General features: G+C 66.5%; 27 protein-coding genes and 4 tRNA genes. 11 read left to right on the top strand and 20 right to left on the bottom strand.

Annotated features, from left to right (window positions below; translation table 11 throughout):
- Positions 1-39: 39 nt before the first annotated feature.
- Positions 40-1,365 (bottom strand): replication-associated recombination protein A, encoded by a 1,326-nt coding sequence (locus BLV49_RS14330; RefSeq protein WP_091185993.1) that lies wholly within the window; start codon positions 1,363-1,365, stop codon positions 40-42.
- A gap of 160 nt (positions 1,366-1,525) precedes the next feature.
- On the opposite strand from BLV49_RS14330, the gene BLV49_RS14325 reads away from it, so the two are divergent.
- The 3 genes from BLV49_RS14325 to BLV49_RS14315 all read left to right on the top strand — a co-directional run bounded on the left by BLV49_RS14325 (position 1,526) and on the right by BLV49_RS14315 (position 4,290).
- Entirely contained in the window at positions 1,526-2,305 is a 780-nt protein-coding gene (locus BLV49_RS14325) for a peptidylprolyl isomerase (protein ID WP_091185990.1), read from the top strand.
- 91 nt (positions 2,306-2,396) lie between these two features.
- On the top strand, positions 2,397-3,626 hold the full coding sequence (locus BLV49_RS14320) for a DUF349 domain-containing protein (protein WP_176980855.1): 1,230 nt from the start codon (positions 2,397-2,399) through the stop codon (positions 3,624-3,626).
- Positions 3,627-3,714: 88 nt separating this feature from the next.
- Positions 3,715-4,290 carry a hypothetical protein gene (locus BLV49_RS14315; protein WP_091185983.1) on the top strand — a complete coding sequence of 192 codons (576 nt, stop codon included), beginning with the start codon at positions 3,715-3,717 and terminating at the stop codon, positions 4,288-4,290.
- On the opposite strand, the gene BLV49_RS14310 is transcribed toward BLV49_RS14315, so the two are convergent.
- The 15 genes from BLV49_RS14310 to BLV49_RS14240 all read right to left on the bottom strand — a co-directional run bounded on the left by BLV49_RS14310 (position 4,269) and on the right by BLV49_RS14240 (position 17,342).
- Positions 4,269-6,515 (bottom strand): RelA/SpoT family protein, encoded by a 2,247-nt coding sequence (locus tag BLV49_RS14310; RefSeq protein WP_091185978.1) that lies wholly within the window; start codon positions 6,513-6,515, stop codon positions 4,269-4,271. The genes BLV49_RS14315 and BLV49_RS14310 overlap by 22 nt on opposite strands.
- Before the next feature lie 55 nt (positions 6,516-6,570).
- Positions 6,571-7,572: a protein translocase subunit SecF gene (secF, locus tag BLV49_RS14305; protein ID WP_091185975.1), complete on the bottom strand. Its 1,002-nt coding sequence runs from the start codon at positions 7,570-7,572 to the stop codon at positions 6,571-6,573.
- Positions 7,572-9,287 carry a protein translocase subunit SecD gene (gene secD, locus BLV49_RS14300; RefSeq protein ID WP_091185972.1) on the bottom strand — a complete coding sequence of 572 codons (1,716 nt, stop codon included), beginning with the start codon at positions 9,285-9,287 and terminating at the stop codon, positions 7,572-7,574. Before secD ends, secF begins: the two co-directional genes overlap by 1 nt.
- A gap of 48 nt (positions 9,288-9,335) precedes the next feature.
- Positions 9,336-9,653, bottom strand: coding sequence for a preprotein translocase subunit YajC (locus BLV49_RS14295; protein WP_245723670.1), 318 nt, complete (start codon positions 9,651-9,653; stop codon positions 9,336-9,338).
- An 87-nt stretch (positions 9,654-9,740) separates the two neighbouring features.
- Entirely contained in the window at positions 9,741-10,766 is a 1,026-nt protein-coding gene (ruvB, locus tag BLV49_RS14290) for a Holliday junction branch migration DNA helicase RuvB (RefSeq protein ID WP_091185966.1), read from the bottom strand.
- Positions 10,763-11,383 (bottom strand): Holliday junction branch migration protein RuvA, encoded by a 621-nt coding sequence (gene ruvA / locus BLV49_RS14285; protein WP_091185961.1) that lies wholly within the window; start codon positions 11,381-11,383, stop codon positions 10,763-10,765. Before ruvA ends, ruvB begins: the two co-directional genes overlap by 4 nt.
- A 46-nt stretch (positions 11,384-11,429) precedes the next feature.
- Entirely contained in the window at positions 11,430-11,996 is a 567-nt protein-coding gene (gene ruvC, locus BLV49_RS14280; protein WP_091185956.1) for a crossover junction endodeoxyribonuclease RuvC, read from the bottom strand.
- 3 nt (positions 11,997-11,999) lie between these two features.
- On the bottom strand, positions 12,000-12,761 hold the full coding sequence (locus BLV49_RS14275; RefSeq protein ID WP_091185952.1) for a YebC/PmpR family DNA-binding transcriptional regulator: 762 nt from the start codon (positions 12,759-12,761) through the stop codon (positions 12,000-12,002).
- Between the two features lie 66 nt (positions 12,762-12,827).
- Positions 12,828-13,424, bottom strand: a complete 597-nt coding sequence (pdxT, locus tag BLV49_RS14270; protein WP_245723669.1) for a pyridoxal 5'-phosphate synthase glutaminase subunit PdxT — start codon at positions 13,422-13,424, stop codon at positions 12,828-12,830.
- On the bottom strand, positions 13,414-14,316 hold the full coding sequence (gene pdxS, locus BLV49_RS14265) for a pyridoxal 5'-phosphate synthase lyase subunit PdxS (RefSeq protein WP_091185944.1): 903 nt from the start codon (positions 14,314-14,316) through the stop codon (positions 13,414-13,416). The genes pdxT and pdxS overlap by 11 nt, the downstream gene beginning before the upstream one ends.
- Positions 14,309-14,908: an HIT family protein gene (locus BLV49_RS14260; protein WP_091185941.1), complete on the bottom strand. Its 600-nt coding sequence runs from the start codon at positions 14,906-14,908 to the stop codon at positions 14,309-14,311. Before BLV49_RS14260 ends, pdxS begins: the two co-directional genes overlap by 8 nt.
- A complete protein-coding gene (gene thrS / locus BLV49_RS14255; RefSeq protein ID WP_218132669.1) occupies positions 14,896-16,818 on the bottom strand; it encodes a threonine--tRNA ligase in 1,923 nt (640 codons plus the stop codon). Before thrS ends, BLV49_RS14260 begins: the two co-directional genes overlap by 13 nt.
- Before the next feature lie 230 nt (positions 16,819-17,048).
- Positions 17,049-17,120 (bottom strand) — tRNA-Val (locus BLV49_RS14250).
- A 20-nt stretch (positions 17,121-17,140) separates the two neighbouring features.
- A tRNA-Cys gene (locus BLV49_RS14245) sits at positions 17,141-17,214 on the bottom strand.
- 56 nt (positions 17,215-17,270) lie between these two features.
- Positions 17,271-17,342: transfer RNA gene (locus BLV49_RS14240), tRNA-Gly, on the bottom strand.
- A gap of 172 nt (positions 17,343-17,514) precedes the next feature.
- On the opposite strand from BLV49_RS14240, the gene BLV49_RS14235 reads away from it, so the two are divergent.
- The 4 genes from BLV49_RS14235 (at position 17,515) to BLV49_RS14220 (ending at position 19,010) form a co-directional block, all read left to right on the top strand.
- Positions 17,515-17,587 (top strand) — tRNA-Val (locus BLV49_RS14235).
- 121 nt (positions 17,588-17,708) lie between these two features.
- Positions 17,709-17,921: a MerR family DNA-binding transcriptional regulator gene (locus BLV49_RS14230; RefSeq protein ID WP_245723668.1), complete on the top strand. Its 213-nt coding sequence runs from the start codon at positions 17,709-17,711 to the stop codon at positions 17,919-17,921.
- Positions 17,918-18,538: a GyrI-like domain-containing protein gene (locus BLV49_RS14225; RefSeq protein WP_245723667.1), complete on the top strand. Its 621-nt coding sequence runs from the start codon at positions 17,918-17,920 to the stop codon at positions 18,536-18,538. Before BLV49_RS14230 ends, BLV49_RS14225 begins: the two co-directional genes overlap by 4 nt.
- Positions 18,539-18,653: 115 nt before the next feature.
- A complete protein-coding gene (locus BLV49_RS14220) occupies positions 18,654-19,010 on the top strand; it encodes a VOC family protein (RefSeq protein WP_091185934.1) in 357 nt (118 codons plus the stop codon).
- A gap of 49 nt (positions 19,011-19,059) precedes the next feature.
- On the opposite strand, the gene BLV49_RS14215 is transcribed toward BLV49_RS14220, so the two are convergent.
- From BLV49_RS14215 to zapE, 3 genes are all read right to left on the bottom strand, one after another.
- On the bottom strand, positions 19,060-19,356 hold the full coding sequence (locus BLV49_RS14215) for a hypothetical protein (protein ID WP_091185930.1): 297 nt from the start codon (positions 19,354-19,356) through the stop codon (positions 19,060-19,062).
- Between the two features lie 62 nt (positions 19,357-19,418).
- The gene (locus BLV49_RS14210) at positions 19,419-20,660 is read right to left on the bottom strand and encodes an ammonium transporter (RefSeq protein ID WP_091185926.1); all 1,242 of its coding nucleotides are present in this window, start codon (positions 20,658-20,660) and stop codon (positions 19,419-19,421) included.
- 133 nt (positions 20,661-20,793) lie between these two features.
- Complete coding sequence (gene zapE / locus BLV49_RS14205) at positions 20,794-21,834, bottom strand: cell division protein ZapE (RefSeq protein ID WP_091185922.1); 1,041 nt, start codon at positions 21,832-21,834, stop codon at positions 20,794-20,796.
- 160 nt (positions 21,835-21,994) lie between these two features.
- On the opposite strand from zapE, the gene BLV49_RS14200 reads away from it, so the two are divergent.
- Both BLV49_RS14200 and BLV49_RS14195 read left to right on the top strand, forming a co-directional pair.
- Entirely contained in the window at positions 21,995-22,897 is a 903-nt protein-coding gene (locus tag BLV49_RS14200; RefSeq protein WP_091185916.1) for a sulfurtransferase, read from the top strand.
- Between the two features lie 48 nt (positions 22,898-22,945).
- Complete coding sequence (locus BLV49_RS14195; RefSeq protein ID WP_091185912.1) at positions 22,946-23,386, top strand: SufE family protein; 441 nt, start codon at positions 22,946-22,948, stop codon at positions 23,384-23,386.
- Here the strand turns inward: BLV49_RS14195 and BLV49_RS14190 are convergent.
- On the bottom strand, positions 23,375-24,538 hold the full coding sequence (locus BLV49_RS14190; protein ID WP_245723666.1) for an alpha/beta hydrolase family protein: 1,164 nt from the start codon (positions 24,536-24,538) through the stop codon (positions 23,375-23,377). The genes BLV49_RS14195 and BLV49_RS14190 overlap by 12 nt on opposite strands.
- A 64-nt stretch (positions 24,539-24,602) precedes the next feature.
- Here BLV49_RS14190 and BLV49_RS14185 point away from each other — a divergent pair, with 64 nt between their 5' ends.
- Together BLV49_RS14185 and BLV49_RS14180 are read left to right on the top strand one after the other, a co-directional pair.
- Positions 24,603-25,196, top strand: coding sequence for a DUF3000 domain-containing protein (locus BLV49_RS14185; protein WP_434061462.1), 594 nt, complete (start codon positions 24,603-24,605; stop codon positions 25,194-25,196).
- Positions 25,189-26,388: an HRDC domain-containing protein gene (locus BLV49_RS14180; RefSeq protein ID WP_091185900.1), complete on the top strand. Its 1,200-nt coding sequence runs from the start codon at positions 25,189-25,191 to the stop codon at positions 26,386-26,388. The genes BLV49_RS14185 and BLV49_RS14180 overlap by 8 nt, the downstream gene beginning before the upstream one ends.
- Positions 26,389-26,448 lie beyond the last annotated feature (60 nt).

Raw genomic sequence — 26,448 nt, 5'->3', positions numbered from 1 at the left:
ACCAGTCATAGGCCGTCTGCAATCCTAACACGGCACGGCTCATCGTCCGCCACGCACGATTCGCAGCAGCTTCGCGAGCCGGGACGCGACGTCGCGCTCGTTGCCGTGCTGGGTCGGCTTGTAGTAGCGCCGGTTCACGAGCTCGTCCGGCAGGTACTGCTGTGTCGCGACTCCGAGCTCCTCGTCGTGCGGGTACCGGTAGCCCTTGCCGTGGCCGAGTCGCTTCGCACCGGCGTAGTGCGCGTCACGCAGATGCAGCGGCACTCGACCGAGGTTTCCGGCGCGGACATCGCCGATCGCCGCGTCGATCGCGCTGATCGTCGCGTTCGACTTCGCCGCGGTCGCGAGGTAGATCGTCGCCTCGGCGAGCGGGATGCGCCCTTCGGGCATGCCGATGAACTGCACCGCGTCGGCTGCCGCCGTCGCGATGAGAAGCGCTTGAGGGTCGGCCATGCCGATGTCTTCTGCGGAGTGCACGATCAGGCGCCGGGCAATGAAGCGCGCGTCCTCCCCCGCCTCGATCATGCGAGCGAGGTAGTGCAGAGCGGCGTCGGGGTCGGAACCGCGGATCGACTTGATGAAGGCGCTGATGACGTCGTAGTGCTCGTCGCCGTTGCGGTCGTAGCGCAAGAGGGCACGATCGACGGCCGTCGCGACGATCTCTGTCGTGATGACCGGCTCGTCCTCGTCGGAGCTCGATGCGGAGACCGCGGCGGCCTCGAGTGCGGTGAGCGCGCGTCGCGCGTCGCCGGAGGCGAGGCGGATGATCGCCGCGCGCGCGTCGGGGTCGAGCGCGACCGCCCCGCCGAGCCCGCGTTCGTCAGCGACCGCGCGGTCGATGAGGACGCCGAGATCCTCGTCGCTGAGCTGCTGGAGCGTCAGGAGGAGCGATCGTGAGAGCAGCGGCGAGATGACCGAGAACGAGGGGTTCTCGGTGGTCGCGGCGACGAGAATGACCCAGCCGTTCTCGACGCCGGGCAAGAGGGCGTCCTGCTGCGCCTTCGTGAACCGGTGGATCTCGTCGAGGAAGAGGACTGTCGACAGTCCGTAGAGGTCGCGGCTGTTCATCGCCTCTTCCATGACCCGGCGAACGTCCTTCACTCCCGCGGTGACGGCGGACAGCTCCACGAATCGTCGCCCGGAAGAATGCGCGATGGCCTGCGCGATCGTGGTCTTGCCCGTCCCCGGCGGACCCCACAGGATGACGGAGACGGAGCCGCTCGTGCCGGCCGAATCGCTTGCGAGCGCGACGAGCGGTGAGCCGGGCGTCAGCAGATGGCGCTGTCCGGCGACCTCGTCGAGGCTTCGCGGACGCATGCGCACGGCAAGCGGCACGTTGCTCTGCTGGTACCCGCCTGTCGCCATGCTCTCAGGCTATCGGCTGGCGACGACAGCGCCGCTCGGCGCGGCTTTGCGTCTGCCGCGCGGCGACCCGTAAAGTTCAGGAGGGATCGTCGAGGCTCGCGCCGGTGGCGGTCCCGCGTCCTGCGCCCGCGGCGCACCGGCCATGACACTGGAGGATTCCGTGGCCCGAAGCAAGAACGACGGCAGGAAGTCGCGTGAGGAGCGGCAGAGGCTGCGCGCCTACCAGGCGCGTATGGCGCTCCACGACCGCCGCTTGAAGCGCCGGGTCCGCGACAACTGGATCGCCGGCGTGCTCATCGTTCTCGTCGCCGTCGCCGCGGCCTTCGCGCAGCTCTTCTACTTCACAGGCGGCCCGGGCGCGCCCGAGGCCGAAGCGACGCCGAGCCCCTCGGCATCCGCCCAGTACTCGCTCCCCGACTCCTCTCTTGCCGAGTCGCGCGACTGGACCGGCACGCTCACCCTCAACGATGACGTGGAGCTCGGCATCACTCTCGACGGGGCCGCCGCGCCACAGGGCGTCTCGAACTTCGTCTACCTCAGTCAGAAGGGCTTCTACGACGGGCTCTCGTGCCACCGCCTGACGACAAGCGAAAACTTCGGCGTGCTGCAGTGCGGCGACCCGAACGGCGACGGCAGCGGCGGTCCCGGCTACTCGTGGGGCCCGGTCGAGAATGCTCCGAGCGATAACTTCTACCCGGCCGGCACGATCGCCATGGCGCGTCAGAGCGACAAGGGCGACAGCATGGGCAGCCAGTTCTTCATCGTCTACGAGGACTCCACGATACCCTCAGACACCGCTGGCGGCTACACGGTGCTCGGAACCGTGACGAGCGGCCTGGACGAGCTCACGAAGCAGATTGCGGATGCCGGGACGAAGGACGGATCCGCAGACGGCTCCCCCGCCGTGCCGACGACGATCACCGGTGTAACAGTTCAATAGCAGTGGCCGGCACTCGCGCGCGCCCGTAATAGGCTGGGAGACCGGGTCGCAAGCACGCGAACGCCGTGAACTGACAACAAGGTAGAGGCACGTGGCAGAAACACAAGAACAACCGTGGGGTCGCGCAGACGAGACCGGCACGGTGTTCGTGCGAGAAGGAGATGACTGGCGCGAGGTCGGCCAGTTCCCCGACGGGACCCCTGAGGAAGCGCTCGCGTACTTCGAGCGCAAATACGTCGATCTGGCCGGTCAGGTCACGCTGCTCGAGCAGCGCGTCAAGCGCGGTGCAGCAGCCGGCGACGTCGCGAAGGGCGTCGCGTCGCTCAACGAGGCGCTTGCCGAACCTCGCGCCGTCGGCGACATCGCCGCCTTGCGCGCTCGTGTCGCGGCCCTCGACACGACAGTCGACGAGCTCACGGAGCAGCAGCAGGAGCAGGCGAAGGAGGCCCTCGCCGAGGCCGTCGCCTACCGCACGGCCATCGTCGAGGAAGCAGAGTCGCTTGCCGCCCTCGAACCGGCAAAGGTGCAGTGGAAGCAGATGACGGCACAGGTCGCCGACCTGTTCGCACGGTGGCAGGCTCACCAGCATGACGGTCCGCGGCTCCCCAAGGCGCAGGCGAACGAGCTGTGGAAGCGCTTCCGAACCGCTCGCACTCAGATCGAGCAGGAGCGCCGCGCGTTCTTCGCCGACCTCGACAACCAGCACAAGGATGCCAAGCAGCGCAAGCAGCAGCTCATCGAGCAGGCGGAAGCGCTCGTGCCGAAGGGTGCGGACGGCATCCCGGGCTACCGGAAGCTGCTCGACGACTGGAAGCAGTCCGGTCGTGCCGGCAAGAAGCAGGACGATGCGCTCTGGGCGCGGTTCAAGGCGGCCGGGGATGCGATCTATGCGGCAAAGGCGGAGATCGATGCGCGAGACGACGAAGAGTATCGCGCCAATCTCGAATTGAAGCTCGCTCTGCTCACGGAGGCGGAGCCGCTGCTCGAGGAGAGTGATCTCGACAAGGCGAAGTCGACGCTCCTTGGAATCCAGCAGCGCTGGGAGGAGATCGGTCGAGTTCCCCGCGACAAGGTCAAGTCGGTCGAAGAGCGACTTCGCCGCGTCGAGCAGGCCGTGCGGAAGCTTGACGAAGAGCACTGGCGGAAGAACAACCCGGAGACGAAGGCGCGTTCGGAAGGTCTCGCGTCGCAGCTGACGGAAGCGATCGAGAAGCTCCAGGCCGAGCTCGATGAGGCGAAGAAGGCGGGTGACGCGGCTCGCATCGCAGAGGCGGAGGAGGCGCTCGAAGCGCGCAAGCTCTGGCTCAACGCCATCGGCTGATTCTCCACAGGCTCGGCTCGCGCGAGCAGAGTCCACAGCGGACGGGATCCTCCCGTCCGCTGTTCTGCGGTTACGCCACGATGGGGCAATGCCGCGTCTTCTCCCCACTGTGATCCACGCTCCGACACTCCCGCTCGCGGTGTTGAGCGCGGCGAAGCTCGACGGTCAGCTGTGGGAAGTGTTCGACGGCTACTCGCCCGTGGATGAACCCGACCGTCCCGAGCTGCGCGCTCTCGCGCTCCTGGCGTCCGTCGACGATGGCGACATCATCGTCGGCCGCTCCGCCGCCTGGGTGCTCGGCGCGATGCCGCGGCCCGTGCTTCCGATCGATGTGTGCGGGAATGCGCGACGGAAGGCGCCCCGCCGCGGCGGCATCCATTTCCGTGAGCTGCTCATCGACGAGCGTGATGTCCTCACGCTCGCCGGGCGGGTCCGCGTCACCGGGCGTGAACGCACGATTCGAGATATCGCGTTCGCTGCAGAGCGCATGCACGGCGACACGTCCGCCGTCATCGAGCTCTGCGGACGTGACCCGGCGAGGCTGACGGCGTGCGTGAACGAGATCGCCGCACGAGGACGAGCGCCCGGGAAGGTGCGCGCGCTCGACTACCTCGCGCACGTCGCCGCGGAGCTCTCCGCGGCTCAGCCTCCGTTGACGCGGTAGACGTCATACACGGCCTCGACGCGCCGCACGGCGTTCAGAACGCGCTCCAGATGCGTCGTGTCGCCCATCTCGAAGACGAACCGGCTGATCGCCAGGCGCGCGTTCGACGTCGACACCGTGGCCGACAGGATGTTCACGTGGTACTCGCTGAGCACCCGGGTGATGTCGGACAGGAGCCCGGCACGGTCGAGCGCCTCGACCTGGATCTGCACGAGGAAGAGGCTCTTCGACGATGGCGCCCACTCCACGTCGATCATGCGCTCGGGTTCCTTGAGCAGCGTCTGCACATTGTGGCAGTCCGACCGGTGCACGGAGACGCCGGAGCCTCGCGTGACGAAGCCGACGATCTCGTCGCCGGGCACGGGAGTGCAGCACTTGGCGAGTTTGACGAGGATGTCGGGAGCTCCGCGCACGAGAACACCGGAGTCGCTGTTCGTGGCGCGTGGGCGTGATCGACCGCGCACGGGGAAATCGAGAACCGGGTGATCCGATTCCGCTTCGCCCTGCAGCACCGCGGCGACCTTCTCGAGCACCGATTGGGTCGACACGTGTCCTTCGCCGACGGCGGCGTAGAGCGCAGAGACGTCGTCGTAGTGCAGCTGCGAAGCCACCTCGCTGAGCGAGTCGGCCTGCTGGAGCGGAAGGTTCTGCTTGCGCAGGGCGCGCGCTATCGCATCCTTGCCCTGCTCGATGGCCTCGTCCCGCCGCTCCTTCGTGAACCACTGGCGGATCTTGTTGCGCGCTCTCGGGCTCTTGACGAACGTCAGCCAGTCCTGGCTCGGTCCCGAGTCCGGGTTCTTCGAGGTGAAGACTTCGACGACGTCGCCGCTCGTGAGCTGCGTCTCCAACGGCACGAGGCGGCCGTTGACACGAGCGCCCATCGTGCGGTGACCGACCTCCGTGTGCACGGCGTACGCGAAATCGACGGGCGTCGCACCGGAGGGCAGGCCGATGACCCGGCCCTTCGGGGTGAACACGTACACCTCCTTCGCTCCGATCTCGAAGCGAAGCGAGTCGAGGAACTCGCTCGGGTCAGCGGTCTCCGCCTGCCAGTCGGAGATGTGCGCGAGCCACGCGAGATCCGTGTCGGGCGACGGTCCCCCGGCGCTCTTCGCGCCGTTCATCCGCTCTTTGTACTTCCAGTGCGCAGCGACGCCGTATTCGGCGTGCTGGTGCATCTCGTGCGTGCGGATCTGGATCTCGACCGACTTGCCCTCCGGCCCGATCACCGTCGTGTGCAGCGACTGGTAGAGGTTGAACTTCGGCGTCGCGATGTAGTCCTTGAAGCGGCCCGGAATCGGCGTCCACCTGGCGTGGATCGCACCGAGCACGGCGTAGCAGTCGCGGACCGTGTTCACGAGGACTCGGATGCCGACAAGGTCGTAGATGTCGTCGAAGTCGCGGCCGCGCACGACCATCTTCTGGTAGATCGAGTAGTACTGCTTCGGTCGGCCGACGACCTTTCCTCGGATCTTCTGCGCCTTCAGGTCGTCGTTGACGGAGTCGATGACCTTCTGCACGAGCTGCTCGCGCTGCGGTGTGCGCTGCTTCACGAGGCTTTCGATCTCGGCGTAGATCTTCGGCTGGAGTACAGCGAACGACAGGTCCTCGAGCTCCCACTTGATCGCCTGGATGCCGAGTCGGTGTGCGAGCGGGGCGTAGATCTCGAGTGTCTCTGTCGCCTTCTTCGCCGCCTTCTCCGGCGGCATGAATCCCCACGTGCGGGCGTTGTGCAGCCGGTCGGCGAGCTTGATGATGAGTACGCGGATGTCCTTCGACATCGCGACGATCATCTTGCGGACGGTCTCCGCCTGGGCCGCCTCACCGTACTTGACCTTGTCGAGCTTGGTGACCCCGTCCACGAGCATCGCGATCTCGTCACCGAAGTCGGCGCGCAGTTCGTCGAGCGTGTACTCGGTGTCCTCCACAGTGTCGTGCAGAAGAGCGGCGGCGATCGTCTTCGAGCCGATACCGAGATCGGCGAGGATCTGGGCGACGGCCACCGGGTGGGTGATATACGGCTCGCCGCTGCGTCGCGACTGTCCTCGATGCGACTTCTCGGCGACCGTGTACGCGCGCTCGATCACACCGACATCGGCCTTCGGCTGGTGCATCCGCACCGTGCGAATGAGCCGATCGACCGCTCCCGCGGGCTGTGTCTTGGAGAAGATCCGCGGAACAAGGCGTCGCAGGGACGCTGACGGCAGCGGAGTCGTTTCCGTCATGGCCGCATCACCTCCCTGAGATCTCAAGGATACTGCTCACCGAGCAGCCCTCCGGTCACTCGGCAACGCTGCGCTGCACGGCCTTCTCGCGAGCGGCGAGCACTCGGGCGTCGCGCTTCTTTATCGCTGGCTCGTTCTGGCGGAACAGCGCGTACAGCGGTGCGCCGACGAAGATCGTGGAATACGTCGCGACCAGAATGCCGACAAACAGGGACAGCGAGATGTCGCGCAGAGTGTCGGCGCCGAGCACGAGATCCCCGAGCACGAGAATCGCCGCGACAGGGAGGGCCGCCACTACCGACGTGTTGATCGAGCGGACGAGCGTCTGGTTCACCGCGAGGTTGACGGACTCGGCGAAGGTTCGCGGCGAGTCCTCAGCGTCCTCGTGCGTGTTCTCCCGGATCTTGTCGAACACCACGACAGTGTCATAGAGCGAGTAGCCGAGAATCGTCAGGAAGCCGATGACCGCGGCCGGCGTGATCTCGAAGCCCGACGCGGAGTAGATGCCGAGCGTGATGATGAGCACGTCGAAGAGCGTGATGATAGCCGCGGCCGACATCTTCCACGTTCTGAAGTACAGGCCCATGATGATGAAGGTCAGTACGAGGAAGATGACGAGACCGGTGAGGGACTGCTTCGTCACGTCATTGCCCCATGTGGCGCCGACGAAGTTCGTCGTCACATCAGCTTCATCGACGCCATACGCGGTCGCGAGGTTCTGCGTCACCTTCTGCGTCTGGTCCGGAGTCAGCTGGTCGGTCTGCACGCGCACGCCAGAGCCGCCCACGATCACGACGCGCGCGACCGCGTCGGGCACGACTTCGGCGACCGCTTTCGTCGCGAGATCCTGATCCGTCGTGTGAGCATCCGAGATCGTGAACTGCGATCCGCCGGTGAACTCGATGCCGAAGTTGAAGCCGCCCTTGAAGATGGGAACAAGAATCGACGCGATGACGAGCAACGCGGCGATGCTGAACCACACCCGCCGGTTGCCGACGAAGTTGACCGAGCGCTTACCGGTGTAGAGATCGTTTCCGAAATTGACGAAGCTTGCCATCAGGAGTCTTTCTCCTCGTTCTTCGAGGACCCGGTCGCGGCGAGCTCGTGCTTTCGCTCAGCAATCGTCTGTCGCTTCTGCGCTTCCCTGCTCGAGGAGGCGATCTTCGAGCGCTTCGCCGCAACGGGGGTGCGGAACTGGGCGCGACCCCGATACACGGCGCCAAGCGCGTTCGGATCGAGGCCGGACAAGGGGTGGCCGCTTGAGAAGAAGCGGGTCTGGGCCAAGAGCTGAAGCATCGGGTGGGTGAAGATCACGACGATGAGGACGTCGAGGATCGTCGTCACGCCGAGCGTGAACGCGAACCCGCGGACATTTCCGACGGCGAGAACGTAGAGCACCACGGCCGCGAGCAGGTTGATGCCCTTCGCCGAGTAGATCGTGCGTTTTGCGCGCTTCCACCCGGCCTCGACCGCCGACTCGAGCCCTCGGCCGTCGCGGAGTTCGTCTCTGATGCGTTCGAAGTAGACGATGAAGGAGTCCGCCGTGAAGCCGATCGCGACGATCAAGCCGGCGATGCCCGCGAGAGAGAGGCGGTATCCCTCACGCCACGACAAGATGGCGATGACCAGGTAGGTGAGGATTCCCGCGATCGCGAGCGAGAATATCGTGACGAATCCGAGCAGCCGGTACTGGAACAGCGTGTAGACGACAACGAGCAGCAGGCCGATGAGGCCCGTGATGAACCCGATCGTGAGCTGGGCGGAGCCGAGCGTCGCCGAGATCTGGTCTGAGCTCTGAACGCCGAAGCTGATCGGCAGTGCGCCGTACTTCAGCTGGTTCGCCAGCGTCTTTGCCGACTCTTCGGTGAAGCTTCCGCTGATCTGCGAATTCCCGTCCGTGATCACGGCCATCGACCGGGGCGCCGTGATGACTTCACCGTCGAGGACGACGGCGAACTGGTTGCGGGGTGCGTCGAGCGGGGTGAGCCGCTTCGTCGTCTCGGCGAACGCGGCGGTGCCCTTCTTGTCGAACTCGAGGTTGACGACCCACTCCCCCGTGGTGGCGCCCGTCGACGTCGTCTTCATTCCCGCCGTCGCGTCAGAGATGTCCTTGCCCTCGACTTCGACGGGACCGAGAATGTACTTCGCGGAGCCGTCGGCCTCACACGCGATGAGCGGCTCGTCGGCGGGAGCCTTCACAGCCGCGTCATGGTCGGCCTTGCAGTCGTACGCCTGGAACTCGGCCTGGAGGCGCGGGGTGATCCAGCTGGTGTCGCTGGGGTCGGTCGGTACGGCGGTGGGGGTGTTGGGGACCGTGGCCGCCGGCGTCGGGTACGGCGTGGACTGGCCGTCTTCGCCGACGAACGTGTTCGCCGGTTCGCCCGCGAACAGCACGGGGCGGAAGTCGAGCTTCGCCGTCGCCTCGATGCGATTGCGGGTCTCTTCGTCCGCGACCCCGGGAATCGCCACGACGATGTTCCGGCCGCCCTCTGTCGTCACTTCGGCCTCGGAAACACCGGACGCGTCAACACGCTGACGGATGATGGAGACGGCCTGGTTCAGCTGCTCCTGAGAGACCTGCTCACCGCTGTCGAGCTGGGCTTCGAGAATGATCTGCGTGCCGCCCTCGAGGTCGAGAGCGAGCTTCGGCGCGAACGAGGCGCCGCCCCAGAGCACGCCGCCCGTGAGAATCGCGAGCAGCGCGAAGGTGAGGATGCCGAGCCAGGACAGCGATCGCGTCGCCTTCCGTACCGGCGTGGAACGTGATGCCACCTATGTACTCAGCTTTCTCTCGTGAGGACGTCGTCGCCCCACTGAGCCTTACGCGTTGTCGGACTTGCTGTCGCCGGGTTCGCTGCCAGCGTCGTCGGCCGGCTCGTCCTCGTCGGCGACCGCGTCGTCGGCCTCGACGACGCGTGCGACCGTCTGACGGTGCACGGTGAGAACGACGCCCGGGCCGGCCTGCAGCTCGACCTTGTTGTTCTCCTCGTCGATGTCAAGAATCGTGCCGAACAGACCGAAGTTGGTCATGACGTCAGCGCCGACAACCATCTTGGACCGCAGCGCCTCTTGATCGCGCTTGCGCTTCTGCCCGTTCCGGAACATGAAGAAGATCAGAACGGCCAGAATGGCCAACATGGCAATAGTCAACGGGTCCATATAATTGCACGGCTTTCCGCGGCTGAGCACCGCTTAAGTAGGGGGAGGCCGGTGGGCCAGAGTCGATTATAGGGCATCAAGGGGAAGCGAATCCTGTGCAGGACTGATTCCGAAATGCCGGTACGCGAGCTCCGTAGCGATTCGGCCTCGGGGTGTTCTGGCAATCATACCGATGCGAACAAGGAACGGCTCGACAACGCTTTCGACGGTCTCTGACTCCTCGCCGACCGACACCGCTAGCGTGTTCAACCCGACCGGTCCGCCGCCGAAACGGGTCAGGAGGGTCATCATGACAGCGCGGTCGAGGCGGTCGAGTCCCAATTCGTCGACGTCGTAGAGCTCGAGCGCTGCGTGCACGGCACCGACGTCTCCGCGGCCGCCGTGGACGAGCACGTAATCGCGGACGCGTCGAAGCAGACGATTGGCGATGCGCGGTGTCCCCCGGCAGCGACCGGCGATCTCCGCGACTGCGTCACCGTCGATGCGGAAGTCGAGCATGAGCGCCGCGCGCGTCAGGACCTTCTCGAGATCGGAGTCGTCGTAGAACTCGAGGTGCGCGGTGAACCCGAAGCGATCCCGTAGCGGATTCGGCAGAAGTCCTGATCGCGTCGTCGCGCCGACCAGTGTGAACGGCGAGAGGTCGAGCGGCACGGATGTCGCTCCAGCGCCCTTGCCCACCATGATGTCGATGCGGAAGTCTTCCATCGCGAGATAGAGCATCTCTTCGGCGGAGCGTGCCATCCGGTGAATCTCGTCGATGAAGAGCACTTCGCCGGGAACGAGGCTCGACAGCACCGCGGCGAGATCGCCCGCGTGCTGGATGGCGGGACCGCTCGACATGCGAAGCGGCTGCCCGGTCTCGTGCGCGACGATCATGGCAAGAGTGGTCTTGCCGAGCCCGGGAGGTCCGGCAAGCAGGATGTGGTCGGGGGTGCGCTGCTGGATGCCGGCGGCCTTGAGCAGCAGCTCCAGTTGCCCGCGCACCTTGGGCTGACCGACGAACTCAGTGAGGCTCTGCGGCCGGAGCGCCCCCTCGAACGCGAGTTCCGCCTCCGAGATCGCCTCGCCGGCTGTCAGCTCTGAGGAACTCATCGGCGACCACCCGTCGCCTTGGCCGGGCCAAGCTGGGCAAGCGCGAGTCGCAGGAGCGTCTGCACGGGAGCATCCACGAGATCGGGCTGCGCGGCGACGATGTCGGACACGGTCTGCTCCGCGACCTTCTCCGACCAGCCGAGTCCGGTGAGGGCGGCGACGATGCTCGGACTGACCGTGGACTCAGAAGGCGGCGCCGTCTCCGCCGTCATCGCGAGGGTGCTGACCTTGCCGGCGAGCGAGACAACAATGAGCTTCGCCGTCTTCGGGCCGATTCCGCTCACCTTGCGGAACGGTTTGTCGTCTTCCGCATCGACCGCCGCGGCGACCTGACCGGGGCCGAGCGTTGAGAGAACTCCGATGGCGGACTTCGGTCCAACGCCGGTGACGCCCAGGAGAAGGTGGAAGATCTCCAGTTGGTCGGGAGTCTCGAACCCGAACAGGCTCAGTGAGTCTTCGCGCACGATGAGGCTCGTGTGGATGAAGGCGGTGTCGCCTTCGCGCAGGGCGAGCGCGTGCTCCGGCGTGACCTGGATGGCGAGGCCGACCCCACCGACCTCGACGACCACGGAATTGGAGCTGCACGAGAGTACCGTGCCGCGAACCGAAGAAATCACGTCTCTACCCTACGCGGAGCCCCCGACAGCGAGAGCTGCGACGCGCTCAAGAGCGTCGTCGTGCGGCCTTCTCCGCCGCCTGCCACGCTCGCTGTGCCGGGGTCTGGCCGGGGCGGCCCTCCGCGGTCACCGTTGAGCCGACCCGCCAGGCATGGCAGAGCGCGAGCGCGAGCGCGTCCGCCGCGTCCGCCGGTGTCGGCGGTTCGGCGAGCTTCAAGATGCGAGCGACCATCGTCGCGACTTGCTTCTTCTCCGCCGAGCCGTAGCCCGTGATCGACGCCTTTACCTCTGACGGCGTGTGGAGTCCGACGCGCAGTCCGCGCGCGGCAGCGGACGCGAGCGCGATGCCGCTGACTTGTGCCGTGCCCATCACGGTCCGCAGGTTGTGCTGCGCGAACACGCGCTCGACGGCTACCGCTTGCGGCTCGAAGCTGTCGAGCATCTCCGCTATACCGTTCGAGATCGTCAACAGGCGCTGCTCGATGTCAGCGTCCGTCGCACTGCGAATCACGCCGTAGTGCACGAGCGCCGCTTCGCGGTTGGGACGCACGTCGACAACGCCGATCCCACATCGGGTCAGGCCCGGGTCGATGCCGATGACGCGGAGCGCCACAGCCTACTCGTCGTCGGCTTCGAGCTGCGCCTGGACCTCGGCGCTGATGTCGACGTTGCTGTAGATGTTCTGCACGTCGTCGGACTCTTCGAGGGCGTCGATGAGCTTGAACACCTTGCGTGCCGTCTCGGCGTCGACCTCGACCTTGAGGTTGGGAACGAACGCGACATCGGCCGAATCGTAGTCGATTCCGGCATCCTGAAGCGCCGTTCGGGCGGGCACGAGATCCGTCGCCTCGGTGATGACCTCGAAGGTGTCACCCTCAGTCAGGACCTCTTCAGCGCCCGCGTCCAGCACCGCGGCGAGGACGTCGTCTTCGGTCGTGCCCTCACGCGGAACGACAACGACGCCCTTGCGCGCGAAGTTGTACGCCACGCTCCCCGGGTCTGCCATCGTCCCGCCGTTGCGGGTCATGAGAGTGCGCACGTCGGCGGCCGCGCGGTTCTTGTTGTCGGTCAGACACTCGATCAGCAACGCGACGCCGCTCGCGGCATAGCCCTCGTACATGATCGTCGTGTAGTCGATGGTCTCGCCGGTGAGGCCGGCGCCGCGCTTGATCGCACGATCGATGTTGTCGTTCGGGACGGAGGTCTTCTTCGCCTTCTGGACGGCATCCTGCAGTGTGGGGTTGCCCGAGAGGTCAGCGCCGCCGATCTTCGCGGCGACCTCGATGTTCTTGATGAGCTTGGCGAACGACTTCGCACGGCGCTGGTCGATGACCGCCTTCTTGTGCTTGGTCGTTGCCCACTTGGAGTGCCCTGACATGTGCTCCCTCACTGAAGTGTCGAAAAGTACAGCCCATTCTAAGACAGGCTCGGGAATTGCGTTCGCTCAGGCGGAGGAGCGCACCTTGTTGAGGAAGTAGGCGTGGAACCGCCGTTCGCCCGACATCTCCGGATGAAACGAGGTGCCGAGCAGATTGCCCTGCTCGACCGCGACCACGCGCCCGTCCTCAAGTGACGCGAGCGCGGTTGCGCGGTCACCGATCTCGGTGACGATGGGCGCCCGGATGAATACCGCATGCACGGGTTCCGCGCCGAGAGCGGGAACGCCCAGATCGACCTCGAACGAGTCGAGCTGAGATCCGAAGGCGTTGCGCTGCACGGTCACGTCGAGGCCGCCGAGGCTCTGCTGGCCCTGGATGCCGTCGGAGATGCGATCGGCGAGCATGATGAGCCCTGCGCAGGTGCCGTAAACGGGCATTCCGTTCGCGATGGCAGCGCGCAGGGGCTCGGCCAATCCGAACAGACGACTGAGCTTGTCCATCACGCTCGACTCGCCGCCGGGAATCACGAGTCCCGAAACCGAGTCGAGCTCGTTCGGACGCCGCACCGGGACGGCGTGGGCGCCGAGTCCCTCGAGCAGGGTGACGTGCTCGCGCACGTCACCCTGCAGAGCGAGGACGCCTACGCGGGGGCTACCAGCCACGCTCGGCGAGACGGTGCGGTGCAGGCAGATCGGCGACGTTGATGCCGACCATGGCCTCGCCGAGACCTCGGGAGACTTCCGCGACGACCTTGGGGTCGTCATAGAACGTCGTCGCCTTCACGATCGCCGCGGCGCGCTGTTCGGGGTTGCCGGACTTGAAGATGCCGGATCCGACGAAGACGCCGTCGGCTCCGAGCTGCATCATCATGGCGGCATCCGCCGGGGTGGCCACTCCGCCGGCCGTGAACAGCACGACGGGAAGCTTGCCCGTCGAGGCGATCTCCGCGACGAGTCCGTAGGGCGCCTGAAGCTCTTTTGCCGCGACGTAGAGCTCGTCGGTCGACATGGCGGTGAGCGCCTGGATCTCGGAGCGGATCTTGCGAATGTGCTTCGTCGCTTCCGAGACATCGCCGGTGCCGGCTTCGCCCTTGGAGCGGATCATGGCTGCGCCCTCGTTGATGCGGCGGAGAGCCTCGCCGAGGTTTGTGGCGCCGCAGACGAAGGGAACGGTGAAGTTCCACTTGTCGATGTGGTTCACATAGTCGGCCGGGCTCAGCACCTCGGACTCGTCGATGTAGTCGACCTTGAGAGCTTCGAGGACCTGGGCCTCGACGAAGTGTCCGATGCGGGCTTTCGCCATGACGGGGATCGAGACCTCGGCGATGATCGCGTCGATCAGGTCAGGGTCGCTCATGCGCGCGACGCCGCCCTGCGCACGGATGTCGGCCGGCACGCGCTCGAGCGCCATCACGGCGACGGCTCCCGCGTCTTCCGCGATGCGCGCCTGTTCGGGCGTGACGACGTCCATGATGACGCCGCCCTTCAGCATCTCGGCGAGTCCGCGCTTCACGCGGTTCGAGCCGAATTCACCCTGGGTGGTGTTGTCAGTCATTGTGCTCATTCTCTTGGGGGTCGGGCTTCGGCCACGCATCGGCGATGGTCTGGCGGACCTCGCCGAGCAGCTGGGGAAGCGCTTTGGTCTTGGCGATGATGGGGAGGAAGTTCGCGTCCTGCGCCCATCGCGGGACGATGTGCTGGTGCAGGTGCGCCGCGATTCCCGCTCCGGCGACGGCGCCCTGGTTCATTCCGAGGTTGAACCCGTCGTTTCCCGATACGGAGCGGATCACCCGCATGGCGATCTGCGTGAGCTCTCCGATCTCAGCAACTTCCTCCGGGGTCGCCAAATCGTAGGTCGAAATGTGACGGTAGGGGCACACGAGCAAATGACCGGAGTTGTAAGGGAACAAGTTGCACACGACGAAGGCGTGTGTGCCGCGCGCGACGATGAGCGATTCTTCATCGGTCATGGTCGGGCCGATGCAGAACGGGCACTCATCGCGGGACGGCTGCCCCTGGTTGATGTAAACCATGCGATGCGGCGTCCACAGGCGCTGGAACTCGTCGGGCACGCCGGCGAGATGGAAGTCCTCCGGAAGCTCGGCGTGAACCGTCTCGTCTGCGTTCGTCTCGTTCACTCCTGCCATGCGCTCACGACCTGTTCATGGCTCGCGATGCTCATCACGATGCGCTCGATGGCCTCGTCGACGGGAACGCCGTTCAGCTGGCTTCCGTCGCGGAAGCGGAAGCTCACGGAGTTGTTCGACCGATCCTCTTCGCCGGCGATGAGCTGGAACGGAACCTTCTGCTTCGTGTGCGTGCGAATCTTCTTCTGCATGCGGTCGTCGGAGCTGTCCACTTCCACACGCACGCCGCGCGCTCGCAGCCGGGAGGCGACGTCTTCGAGGTACGGCGCGAATTCATCCGCGACGGGGATGCCGACGACCTGAACGGGCGAGAGCCAGACCGGGAACGCGCCGGCGTAGTGCTCGAGCAGGATCGCGAAGAACCGCTCGATCGAGCCGAGCAGAGCACGGTGGATCATCGCCGGGCGCTGACGTGTGCCATCCGCGGCGGTGTATTCGAGCTCGAAGAGCTCGGGCTGGTTGAAGTCCAGTTGAACCGTGGACAGCTGCCAGGTGCGGCCGATCGCGTCCCGAGCCTGAACGGAGATCTTCGGCCCGTAGAACGCCGCCCCGCCCGGATCGTCGACGAGCTCAAGGCCGGATTCGAGAGCGACCTGACGCAGCGTCTCGGTCGCCTCTTCCCACGCCTCGTCGCTGCCGACGAACTTCTCCGGGTCCTTCGTCGAGAGCTCGAGATAGAAGTCGTCGAGACCGTAGCCGCGCAGCGTCTCGAGCACGAACTCGAGCTGGCGGGCGACCTCACCCTTGATCTGGTCCTCGGTGACGTAGATGTGAGCGTCGTCCTGCGTGAGTCCGCGAACCCGCGTGAGCCCCGACAGGGTCCCGCTCTTCTCGTAGCGGTACACGGTCCCGAACTCGGCGAGCCGAAGCGGGAGCTCCCGGTAGCTGCGCCCACGGGCGCGATAGATCAGGTTGTGCATGGGGCAGTTCATGGGCTTGAGGTAGTAGTCCTGCCCTTGCTTTGTCACGTGCCCGTCCGCGTCGACTTCCTCATCGAGGTGCATGGGCGGGAACATGCCGTCCTTGTACCACGCCAGGTGCTGGCTGATCTCGTACAGCCGGCCCTTCGTGATGTGCGGCGTGTTCACGAGCTCGTAGTCGTTCTCGATGAGCCGCTCCCGCATGAAGCTCTCGATCTCGTTGCGGATGATGCCGCCCTTGGGGTGGAACACCGCGAGGCCCGAGCCGATCTCGTCGGGGAAGCTGAACAGGTCCATCTCGGCGCCGAGCTTGCGGTGGTCGCGCTTGGCCGCTTCCTCGAGCCGCTGCTGGTAGGCGCGGAGCTCGTCTTTCGTGGGCCACGCGGTGCCATAGATGCGCTGAAGCTGCGGGTTCTTCTCCGAGCCCCGCCAGTACGCGGCGGCGACGCGCATGAGAGCGAAGCCGTTGCCGATGAGGCGCGTGGTGGGCAGGTGCGGGCCCCGGCAGAGGTCCTTCCACACCGTCTCCCCCGTCTTCGGGTCGACGTTGTCGTAGATCGTCAGCTCTGCGCCGCCGACCTCGACGTTCTCGTTGTCGCCGCCGTCGGCTGCACCACCCTTGAGGCCGATGAGCTCCATCTTGTAGGGCTCGTCGGCGAGCTCGGCGCGCGCCTCGTCTTCCGTGACGACGCGACGCACGAAGCGCTGCCCCTGCTTGATGATCCGCTCCATGTGCTTCTGGAGCGCCTTCAGGTCCTCGGGGGTGAACGGCTCGGCGACGTCGAAGTCGTAGTAGAAGCCGTCGGTGATGGGCGGACCGATCCCGAGCTTCGCCTCCGGGTTCACGTTCTGAACCGCCTGCGCGAGCACGTGCGCAGCGGAGTGCCGCAGGATGTTCAGACCGTCCGCCGAGTCGATCGTGACCGGCTGAACGTCGTCCGTGTCCGTGACCGTCGTCGCGAGATCCTTGAGCTCGCCGTTGACGCGCATTGCGACAACGGAGCGGTCTGGGAAACGTTCGAAACCGTCAGACACCGGTAGTCAACTCCTTGAGAGGCGAAAGGGACGCTCACAACTTTAGTCGTCTCACGGCCGGCTCCGGAACGACACCGACAATCGCCGTGAGAGACAGGATGCCGCGGCGGCAGTGCTGCCATCGCGTCGTGCCGCGGTGCTGGAGCGGAAACACGAAAACCCCTGATTTCTCAGGGGTTTTTCTGTGGGCGATACTGGGATCGAACCAGTGACCTCTTCCGTGTCAGGGAAGCGCGCTACCGCTGCGCCAATCGCCCGGGGTGTTGCAAGTGCGAGGTGGAGGTGGCGACGGGATTCGAACCCGTGTGGACGGCTTTGCAGGCCGCTGCCTCGCCTCTCGGCCACGCCACCGCGTGTGGGTAAGCCCACATGCCGTAACCAGCCTTGAGACTGATCCTCAGCACTCGAGCGGATGACGAGATTCGAACTCGCGACCCTCACCTTGGCAAGGTGATGCGCTACCACTGCGCCACATCCGCATTTTTGCTCGCATTTCTGCGTGCTCAAGAACTGTAACCGAAAACATCCGCAATGTTCAAACTGAGAAATTCCGCGCGTGTCGTCACAACGCCTCACGTTCTTTCTCGATGTGCGTCGCACCTGAATTGTCGGCTAGTATCAATTCTCGTCGCCGATCGAATCGGCGGCAACGGGCGATTGGCGCAGTTGGTAGCGCGCTTCCTTCACACGGAAGAGGTCATCAGTTCGAGTCTGGTATCGCCCACCGAATTGAGAACCCTCGCAGCACGAGGACCGTTCCTTTCCCCAGCTTGGACCCGCCGCGTCACGCAGGCCGAGCGCGCTCTCCTAGGCCGCCCGCGATGCCAAATGGGAGAATGAGGGCCATGGCCGGCACGTCAGGAGCTCTGCTGGGTATCGGGGACTTCTCCCGGTATGCGGGTCTGAGCGTGCGGATGCTGCGCCACTACGACGATCGCGGACTCTTGACCCCCGCCGAGGTAGATCCGTTCACCGGTTATCGCCGCTACTCCCCGAGCAGTTACGCCTCGCAGGGCGCATCCGGGCTCTGCGAGACGCCGGTTGCGGCATCCGGTTGATCGCCGATCTGCTGCCGCTCTACGAGGAATCGCCGGGCGCGCTTCGTGACCGGCTGGAAGCGCACATCACGGGGCTGGACCAGGCTGCGCGCCAGATCGCCGCCCAGAGAAGCCTCGCCGTAGCGCTGGCACTCGCGCTCGACGATGCCGAGCCGGTGGTGGCCGAGCGTGAGTTCGCAGCAGCGCGGGTGCTTATGCTGCGGCGCACGGTAGCCTGCTATCCGGCCGAGGGAGAGCTGTGGGCGGAACTGCGAACCACACTCGCGTCGCGGTCGGGCGTGGATCCGGCCGCATTCGGGGAGCTGATCGGAGCGACCTATTTCGATGAGGAGTACCGGGACGAGGACGTGGAGATGGCGATCTGGCGCGACTACCACGGGTCCTTCTCCCCGCACGGCGGGTTCGAGGTCGTCGACCTCCCCGCACAGCACGTCGCCTGGACGACGCACTACGGCGGCTTCGAGACGATCGGACGGGCGACGGAGGCACTTGGCGCGTGGATCAGCGAACATGCTCGGAGGCGGGTCGGTCCACTGTTCAACGTCTACGTCGTCGGTCCGGGCCGCGAGGCCGACCCCGCCAAGTGGGTTACCGAGGTGAGCGTTCCGATCGCCTGATCGATCCGCCGCCCCGCACTCACGGGTTGACTCTCTCACTGTGGCAGGTTCCACGCTTGGTTCTGAGACGACACCGAACGTGAGGCGGCGTCGCTGATCGAAAGGACAAGCGCTGATGAGCGAGACAACGAACACAGTGAACTACTTCGAGATCGGCACCCCGGATCCCGAAGCCGCCCGCGCGTTCTACGGGGAGGTTTTCGGATGGGAGTTCGGTCCCGCCGGGCCGGCCGGGTACGGCACGGTGAACCAAGGCGCGGGCGGTCTGTGGGACACCAGCGGGATCGGGGCGGGGGCGTGGGCCGTGTTCTACGTCGAGGTCACCGACATCCAGGCGAGCGTCGACGCGGCACTGTCGCACGGCGCCCAGACGGTGCTGCCGCTCGTCGACAACGGCGTCATTCTGTTCACCCACCTCGCCGACCCGGCAGGCAATCGATTCGGCATCTGGCAGCGTAAGAGCGCCGACTGAATCGGACGGGGCGACGGCCAATCGCGGAGGAGCGAGGGCGCCGTAGCGCTCACTCCTCCGCGATGAGGATGCCGAGTCCGACGTTTCCCTCGGGAACCTGAGCGCGCAGCGCCTCGCGTGCCTCGGCGTAGTTCGCGCCGGTCGCCTCGATGGGCGTCGATGTCGTCGCGCGGATGATGCCGGTGACGCGGGACCCGGTCTCCGTCTTGCCGATGTCGAGCTGGATGATCTCGAAGCCGTCGGGCACTTGGCTCTCGATCTGAGCCCGCGCCTCGGTGACGTCCGCGGCATCCTGGGTGATTTCTTTCGTATCGGTCGTGCGGTAGGCGCTGACAAGTCGGGTCATGATTCCAGACTACGGCGGAGGACGGACGGCCATTCGCATGCCGCCCGTCCCTCGCGCGCCGGTCAGACGCGCGCGTCGATCTCCATCGCGTACGCGCTCTCCCCGTGCACCGAGCTGTCGACGCCGGCGGCCTCGTCCTTCTCGGTCAGGCGGAAGCCGATGGTCTTCTCGATCGCGAAGCCCAGCACCCAGGCGACGACGAAGCTGTAGACCAGCACCGCGAGTGCCGCGATCAGCTGCAGCACGAGCTGCTGCACGCCGCCGCCGGTGAACAGCCCGGTCCCCGTGGCGAAGAAGCCGAGGTAGAGCGTGCCGATGAGCCCGCCGACGAGGTGGATGCCGACGACGTCGAGCGCGTCGTCATAGCCGAGACGGTACTTCAGTTCGACGGCGAGGGCGCACACCGCGCCCGTGACGACGCCGAGCAGGAGCGACCAGCCCGGCGTCAGGTTCGCGCACGCCGGCGTGATGGCGACGAGCCCGGAGACCGCTCCAGAGGCGGCGCCGACCGAGGTCGGTTTGCCGTCCTTGATCTTTTCGACCACGAGCCAGCCGATGATCGCCGCCGCCGTCGCGCCGAGCGTGTTGAGCACGATCAGGCCGCTGCCCGCGAGCTCGTTGAGCCACTCGGCGCCCGCGTTGAACCCGAACCAGCCGAACCACAGCAGAGCGGCGCCCAGCAGCACGAGCGGAACGTTGTGGGGCTTGTCGAAGCCCTTCCCGAAGCCCGTCCGCTTGCCGAGCACGAGCGTGAGCGCGAGGGCCGCGGCGCCCGCGTTGATGTGCACCGCCGTGCCGCCCGCGTAGTCGATGACCGCGGTCGTGGTCTCGGCGCCGAAGAGGGTGGTGCCGAGGTGCAGGATCCAGCCGCCGCCCCACACCCACGCGGCGACCGGGAAGTACACGAGCGTCGCCCAGGCCCCGGCGAACAGCATCCATGAGCCGAATCGGGCCCGGTCGGCGATCGCTCCCGAGATGAGGGCGACGGTGATGATGGCGAACGTTGCGCTGAAGGCGACGCCGAGCAGGTCAGTGTTCGCGGTATCCCCCGCCGCCATCGCGCCGAGGCCGAAGTCCGAGAAGGGGTTCCCTGCGAAATCCCACACGCTGCCGACGGTGCTCATGTTGGCGCCGTAGAGCACCCAGAGCACGCCGATGAGCGCAAGTGCGCCGAAGCTCATCATCATCATGCTGACGACGCTCTTGGCCTTCACGAGACCGCCGTAGAAGAACGCCACTCCCGGTGTCATGAGGAGCACGAGCGCCGTGGCGACGACTCCCCAGGCGATGCTGCCGGTGTCCATAATCCTGCCTCTCGAAGATGTGCCGGCGGCGGGGCGCCGTCGGTAGTCACAGCTTCGAGCGGTGGTGTTTCGCCTCGTGGCGGCGATCGTTACGGGGACGTAACGATGCGCTCCCCCGTGTGAACGTCGTGTTTCACTGCTGCTCGGTGAGAGCGATCATGCGCGACATCGCGCGCAGGTACTTCTTGCGGAAGCCGCCGTTCAGCATCTCGTCGGTGAACACCTCGTCGAGCGGGATTCCGCTCGCGACGACGGGCAGCTGTGCGTCGTAGACCCGGTCGATGAACGCGACGAGACGAAGCGCGGCGGCCTGAGAGTCGAGAACGCGAACGCCCTGCACGGCGATGAGCTCCGCGCCCTCGATGAGCTTGACGAACCGCGAGGGGTGCACGTGCGCGAGGTGGGCGATGAGGTCGTCGAACCCGTCGAGGGAGACGACGGTGCCGGATGCCGCTGCCGCGTCGACCCGCTCACGCACAGCGTCGTCATCGAGCGCGCGCGCGTGGCCCTCGACGCTGCGCCTGCGGTAGTCGGTGCCGTCGATGCGCAGCGTCTCGAACTGCGACGAGAGAGAGTGGATCTCGCGGAGGAAGTCCTGTGCGGCGAAGCGGCCCTCGCCGAGCGCGTTCGGGGGCGTGTTCGATGTCGCCGCGAGGCGTGTGCCGCTTGACACGAGTTCGGTGAGCAGGCGCGTCATCATCATCGTGTCGCCCGGGTCGTCGAGCTCGAACTCGTCGATGCAGATGAGCGTCGACCCGGTCAGGAGCTTCACGGCTCCCGCGTAGCCGAGGGCGCCGACGAGCGCCGTGTACTCGATGAACGTGCCGAAGTACTTGCGCGTGCCCGGCTCGGCGTGCCAGAGCGCCGCGAGCAAGTGGGTCTTGCCGACGCCGAACCCTCCGTCGAGGTACACGCCGGGCTTCGCCTCGGGCTCCTTGCGTCGGCGGGAGAAGAAGCCGCCCTTCTGTGGCTTCGGGCCCGCCGAGAACGAGCGCAGGTAGTCGACGGCCGCCTGCTGCGACGGGTAGTCGGGGTCGGGCCGGTAGCTGTCGAAGCTCGCATGCGCGAACTGCGGCGGCGGCACGAGGTTCGACGCGAGGTCCTCCGCCGACATCTCGGGGCGCCGATCGGTGAGGTGCATGATCGTCCCGGATTGTGACGAGGGAATAGTCATCTGGTCTCGCGCCTTCAGGTCAAAGTGGCAGAGTGGAGGGTGAACCCAAGCGGCACCTGGCCGCTCGCGAGGGTCGTCACGCCGAGCGCGATTCGCGCGCGACGCTGACCAGCCTAACGGCAGTCCCGAGTCCGGTTCGGCCCCGATTGAAGGAGAACAAATGACCGTTGCACCCGATTCGACGTCTGAGAAGTTCGCTGGCTACGCCAACCCTTCGCGACTCGTGACGACCGGTTGGCTGCAACAGCACCTCGGGGAACCGGGTCTCGTTGTCGTCGAGAGCGACGAGGACGTTCTGCTGTATGAAACCGGCCACATCCCGGGCGCGGTCAAGGTCGACTGGCACACCGAACTCAACGACCCGGTCACGCGCGACTACATCGACGGCGAAGGCTTCGCCGAGCTCATGAGCAGCAAGGGCATCGCCCGCGACGACACCGTCGTGATCTATGGCGACAAGAGCAACTGGTGGGCGGCCTACGCGCTGTGGGTCTTCACCCTCTTCGGCCACGAGGACGTCCGCCTTCTCGACGGCGGCCGCGACAAGTGGATCGCCGAGAACCGTGAGATGACGACGGATGCCGCTGCGCGAGCCGCGACCGAGTACCCCGTCGTGGAGCGCGACGACAGCGGCATCCGCGCCTTCCGCGACGACGTCCTCGGCCACTTCGGCAACCCCCTCGTCGACGTTCGCTCCCCCGAGGAGTACACGGGCCAGCGCACGACCTCGCCCGCGTATCCCGAGGAGGGCGCTCTGCGCGCCGGCCACATCCCGACGGCCGCGAACGTGCCGTGGGGTGCGGCCGTCGACGCCGACGGAACCTTCAAGCCGGCCGGCGAGCTCGATTCGATCTACCGCGGCAGCGCCGGATTGAGCGACGGCGACGACGTCATCGCGTACTGCCGCATCGGTGAGCGCTCGAGCCACACGTGGTTCGTGCTCACGCACCTGCTCGGCTTCGAGAACGTTCGCAACTACGACGGCTCCTGGACCGAATGGGGAAGCGCCGTCCGCGTCCCGATCGCGATGGGCGAGGAGCCCGGCGAGGCTCCCGCACGCTGACGCGGCATCCAGCCCGTTTTCGAGGTCGGATGGGATGATGGAGCGATCATGACCGAACCTGTGCTCACCACCGCGCTGTCCGAGATCCGCGAGGAGTTCCTCGAGGTGTCCGAGCAGGAGCGGCTCATGCTTCTGCTCGAGTTCGCCAACGAGCTGCCCGACCTTCCCGAGCGCTACGCCGACCATCCCGAGCTGCTCGAGCGCGTGATCGAGTGCCAGTCCCCCGTCTTCCTCGTCGCGGAGGTGCACGACGACGACTCGGTGCAGCTCATCGCCTCCGCGCCGAAGGAGTCCCCGACGACGCGGGGTTTCGCGAGCATCCTCGCGCAGGGCCTCTCGGGACTGAGCGTCGACGAGGTGCTTGCGGTGCCGAACGACTACCCGCAGATGCTCGGCCTGAGCAAGGCGGTCTCGCCGCTCCGGCTCAGCGGCATGGGCGGCATGCTCGCGCGGACGAAGCGGCAGGTGCGCGAGAAGTCAGGTCGCTGAGCGAGCAGTCTCGTTCAGCCTCGCGAGCCACTCGCTGATCGCATCGCTCCACCTCTCCGGCGCGAAGTTCCACAGCTTCGTGTGCCGCGCCACGCTGAACGTCACGAGCGTCACAAGATCGGGGCGCGCCTCGGCGAGGGCGTGGGAGGCGTCCGAGGGCACGAAGCCGTCATCGTCGCTGTGCAGGATGAGCACCGGATGGTGCAGTTCGCCGGCGTGTGCGACGCGATCGAGCCGGTCGAGGTCGATGGGATGCCGCAAGCCCGTGAGCAGCCGGCCCGCCCGGCTCCCGATCAGCCACATCGCGGTGTCGCGAACGAGCGGTGGAATGCGCGATGCCTTCGCCTGGAACCGCAGCACGCTGCGCCAGTCGACGACCGGCGAGTCGAGGATGACGCCGTCGACGATGCTGTCGTGAATGGAGCGCTGCGCCGTCTGAAGCACGATCGCGCCGCCCATGGACCAGCCCATGAGCACGACGCGAGGCGCGCCGTGCTCCGCGGCGTACGCCAGGGCGGCGTCGACGTCGCGCCACTCTGTTGCACCCAGTCCGTACCGGCCGTCAGCCGACGCCGGCGCCTCACCGTCGTTGCGGTACGACACGACGAGGCACTCGTAGCCGGCGGCGTGCAGAACGGGAACCGCTCGCAGCACTTCCGGTCGCTGCACTCCTCTGCCGTGCACGAGGATGGCCCACGGTGCGTCGGCGCTCGGCTCGGGTGCGGGAAAGCGCCATGCTGGAGCGTCCCCGAGCTCCGTCTCTATCATCACGTCGGCGAACTCGAGCCCGAGCTCGGCCGGATGCCGAAAGTACCATCCGCTGAACGACGCCGGGCCCGGGACGATCCGGGAGACCTCGTCGTCCTCGATCAGCTCCCGGGTCACTGTCTGCGTTGTGCGCTCGAGCACAGGGCCGAGCCGGTGATAGCGCTCGGAGCCCGGCACCCACAGGCCGTATCTCCCGGGCAGCAGCGTGTCAGGCGTCGCCGCGAGGGTGATGGTGCGCTGCCGAGGCGCGGCGGAGAGTACACGGGCGTCGAGCGGCCGGGTCGGCACCGGAATGACGACGCGGCGCGCAACGGCCGTGACAACGGCCCCGAACAGGCCGGCTGCCAGCGCCGCCGATGCGCCGAGGATCCCGGCGACGGGCAAGCGGCGCTGTCTCTGGCCGGCGTGGCATGGGCGATTCATCGCCGATTAACTCTAGTCTGCAATCGTGGCAGACCAATCGGCAGACGAGGTGCCCGAGGAGTTCTCGGCCGCCATCGCGGCAGTGCGCGCAGCCCAGTTGCGCGATGAGCTCGTCGTGAGCGAGATTCCGGCTCCGGCGAAGCTTGCGCCGCACGCGCTTGCTCTCGCCGCCGACGTGCGGCCGAGCGCGCACGGCACCGACTCGGAACTCGGCACAGGCCGCTTCATTCTCCTGTACGACCCGAGCGAGCCGGAATCCTGGGGCGGACGATTCCGCATCGTGTGCTTCGCCCAGGCGCCCCTCGAGACCGAGATCGGCCTTGACCCGTTCCTTTCCGAGGTAACGTGGTCGTGGCTCATCGACGCGCTCAACGCCCGAGGGGCGAAGTACGCGGCAGCGTCGGGCACCGCGACGCGCATCCTCTCGACGGGATTCGGAGAGCTCGCCGACCAGGGCGATGGCGCACAGATCGAGCTGCGGGCATCGTGGACGCCTCTCGAGGCCAGCGTGTCCGCCCACGTGGAAGGCTGGGCCGAGCTGCTGTGCATGCTTGCGGGACTGCCGCCCACGACAGAAGGAGTGACATTGCTATCCGCTCACAGGACGGCCCGTGACTGACCGTCACGTCATCGACACCGTAGACGAATACGACAGATCCGTCGCCGAGCTCGCCGCCGGACACGGGCCCATCGCAATCGACACCGAGCGAGCCTCCGGTTACCGCTACTCGCAACGCGCCTACCTGATCCAGGTCTTCCGCCGCGGTGCGGGCGTCTACCTCTTCGACGCGCCGAGCATCGGCAGCTTCGAGACGATAGACGCCGCCTTCGAAGGCGAGGAATGGGTTCTGCACGCCGCGAGCCAGGACCTGCCGTCGCTGCGTGAAGTCGGAATCCAGCCGCGGCGGCTGTTCGACACGGAGCTTTCGGCGCGGTTGCTCGGCATGCCGAAAGTCGGGCTCGGCGCTGTCGTCGAGGAGACCCTCGGCATCCACTTGGCGAAAGAGCACTCGGCCGCCGACTGGTCGACGCGGCCGCTCCCCCAGTCCTGGCTCGAATACGCGGCGCTCGATGTCGAGCTGCTCGTTGACGTGCGGGACATCCTCGAGCAGCGGCTCGTCGAGAACCGTAAGACGCGCATCGCACGCGAAGAGTTCGAGGCCGTGCTCGACGAGCCGGCTCGTCAGCCGCGCGTGGACCCGTGGCGCAAGCTCAGCGGCATCCATTCCGTCAAAGGCATACGTCACCTCGCGGTTGCGCGTGAGCTGTGGAACGCGCGCGACGCTTACGCGCGCGAGACGGACACGGCTCCGGGGCGTCTCGTTCCGGATCGCTCGCTCGTGGCCGTCGTGAAGGCGCTCCCGCGCAGCAAAGAGGCTCTTGCCGGCCTGCGCGAGTTCACAGGCCGTGCGAGCCGGAGCCAGATCGATCGCTGGTGGGCGGCCATCGAACGCGGACTGAGCACCGAGGATCTGCCCGCTGCGCGAGCCGCCGCCACCGATCATGTTCCGCCGCCGCGCTCGTGGGCCGAGCGCGATCCCGACGCCGACGCGCGGCTCAAGCGGGCGAAACCGGTTGTCGCGAGCATCGCCGACGCCCTCGACATGCCTGTCGAGAACCTGCTGAAACCCGACTACTTGCGGCGTGTCGCCTGGCACCCACCTCAGCCCGCCGACGCTGCCGCGATCGGCCGCGAACTCGCGGGCTACGGCGCCCGAGCGTGGCAAGTTGAAGCTACCGCACAGTCGATCGCCGATGCGTTTGTGGATGCCGCCCAAAACGGCGCGCCGGAGTCGGAAACGGCGTCGTAGAAACAAGCAAAGGATTGTCTCGCGCGTCGTCCGCCCTCCTAGGCTCAACGTAAATCCCCG

The sequence above is a fragment of the Paramicrobacterium humi genome (genome assembly GCF_900105715.1).
GTDB lineage: Bacteria > Actinomycetota > Actinomycetes > Actinomycetales > Microbacteriaceae > Paramicrobacterium > Paramicrobacterium humi.
The sequence above is the reverse complement of the archived record's forward strand: the minus strand, read 5'-3'. Positions and strand labels throughout refer to the sequence as shown.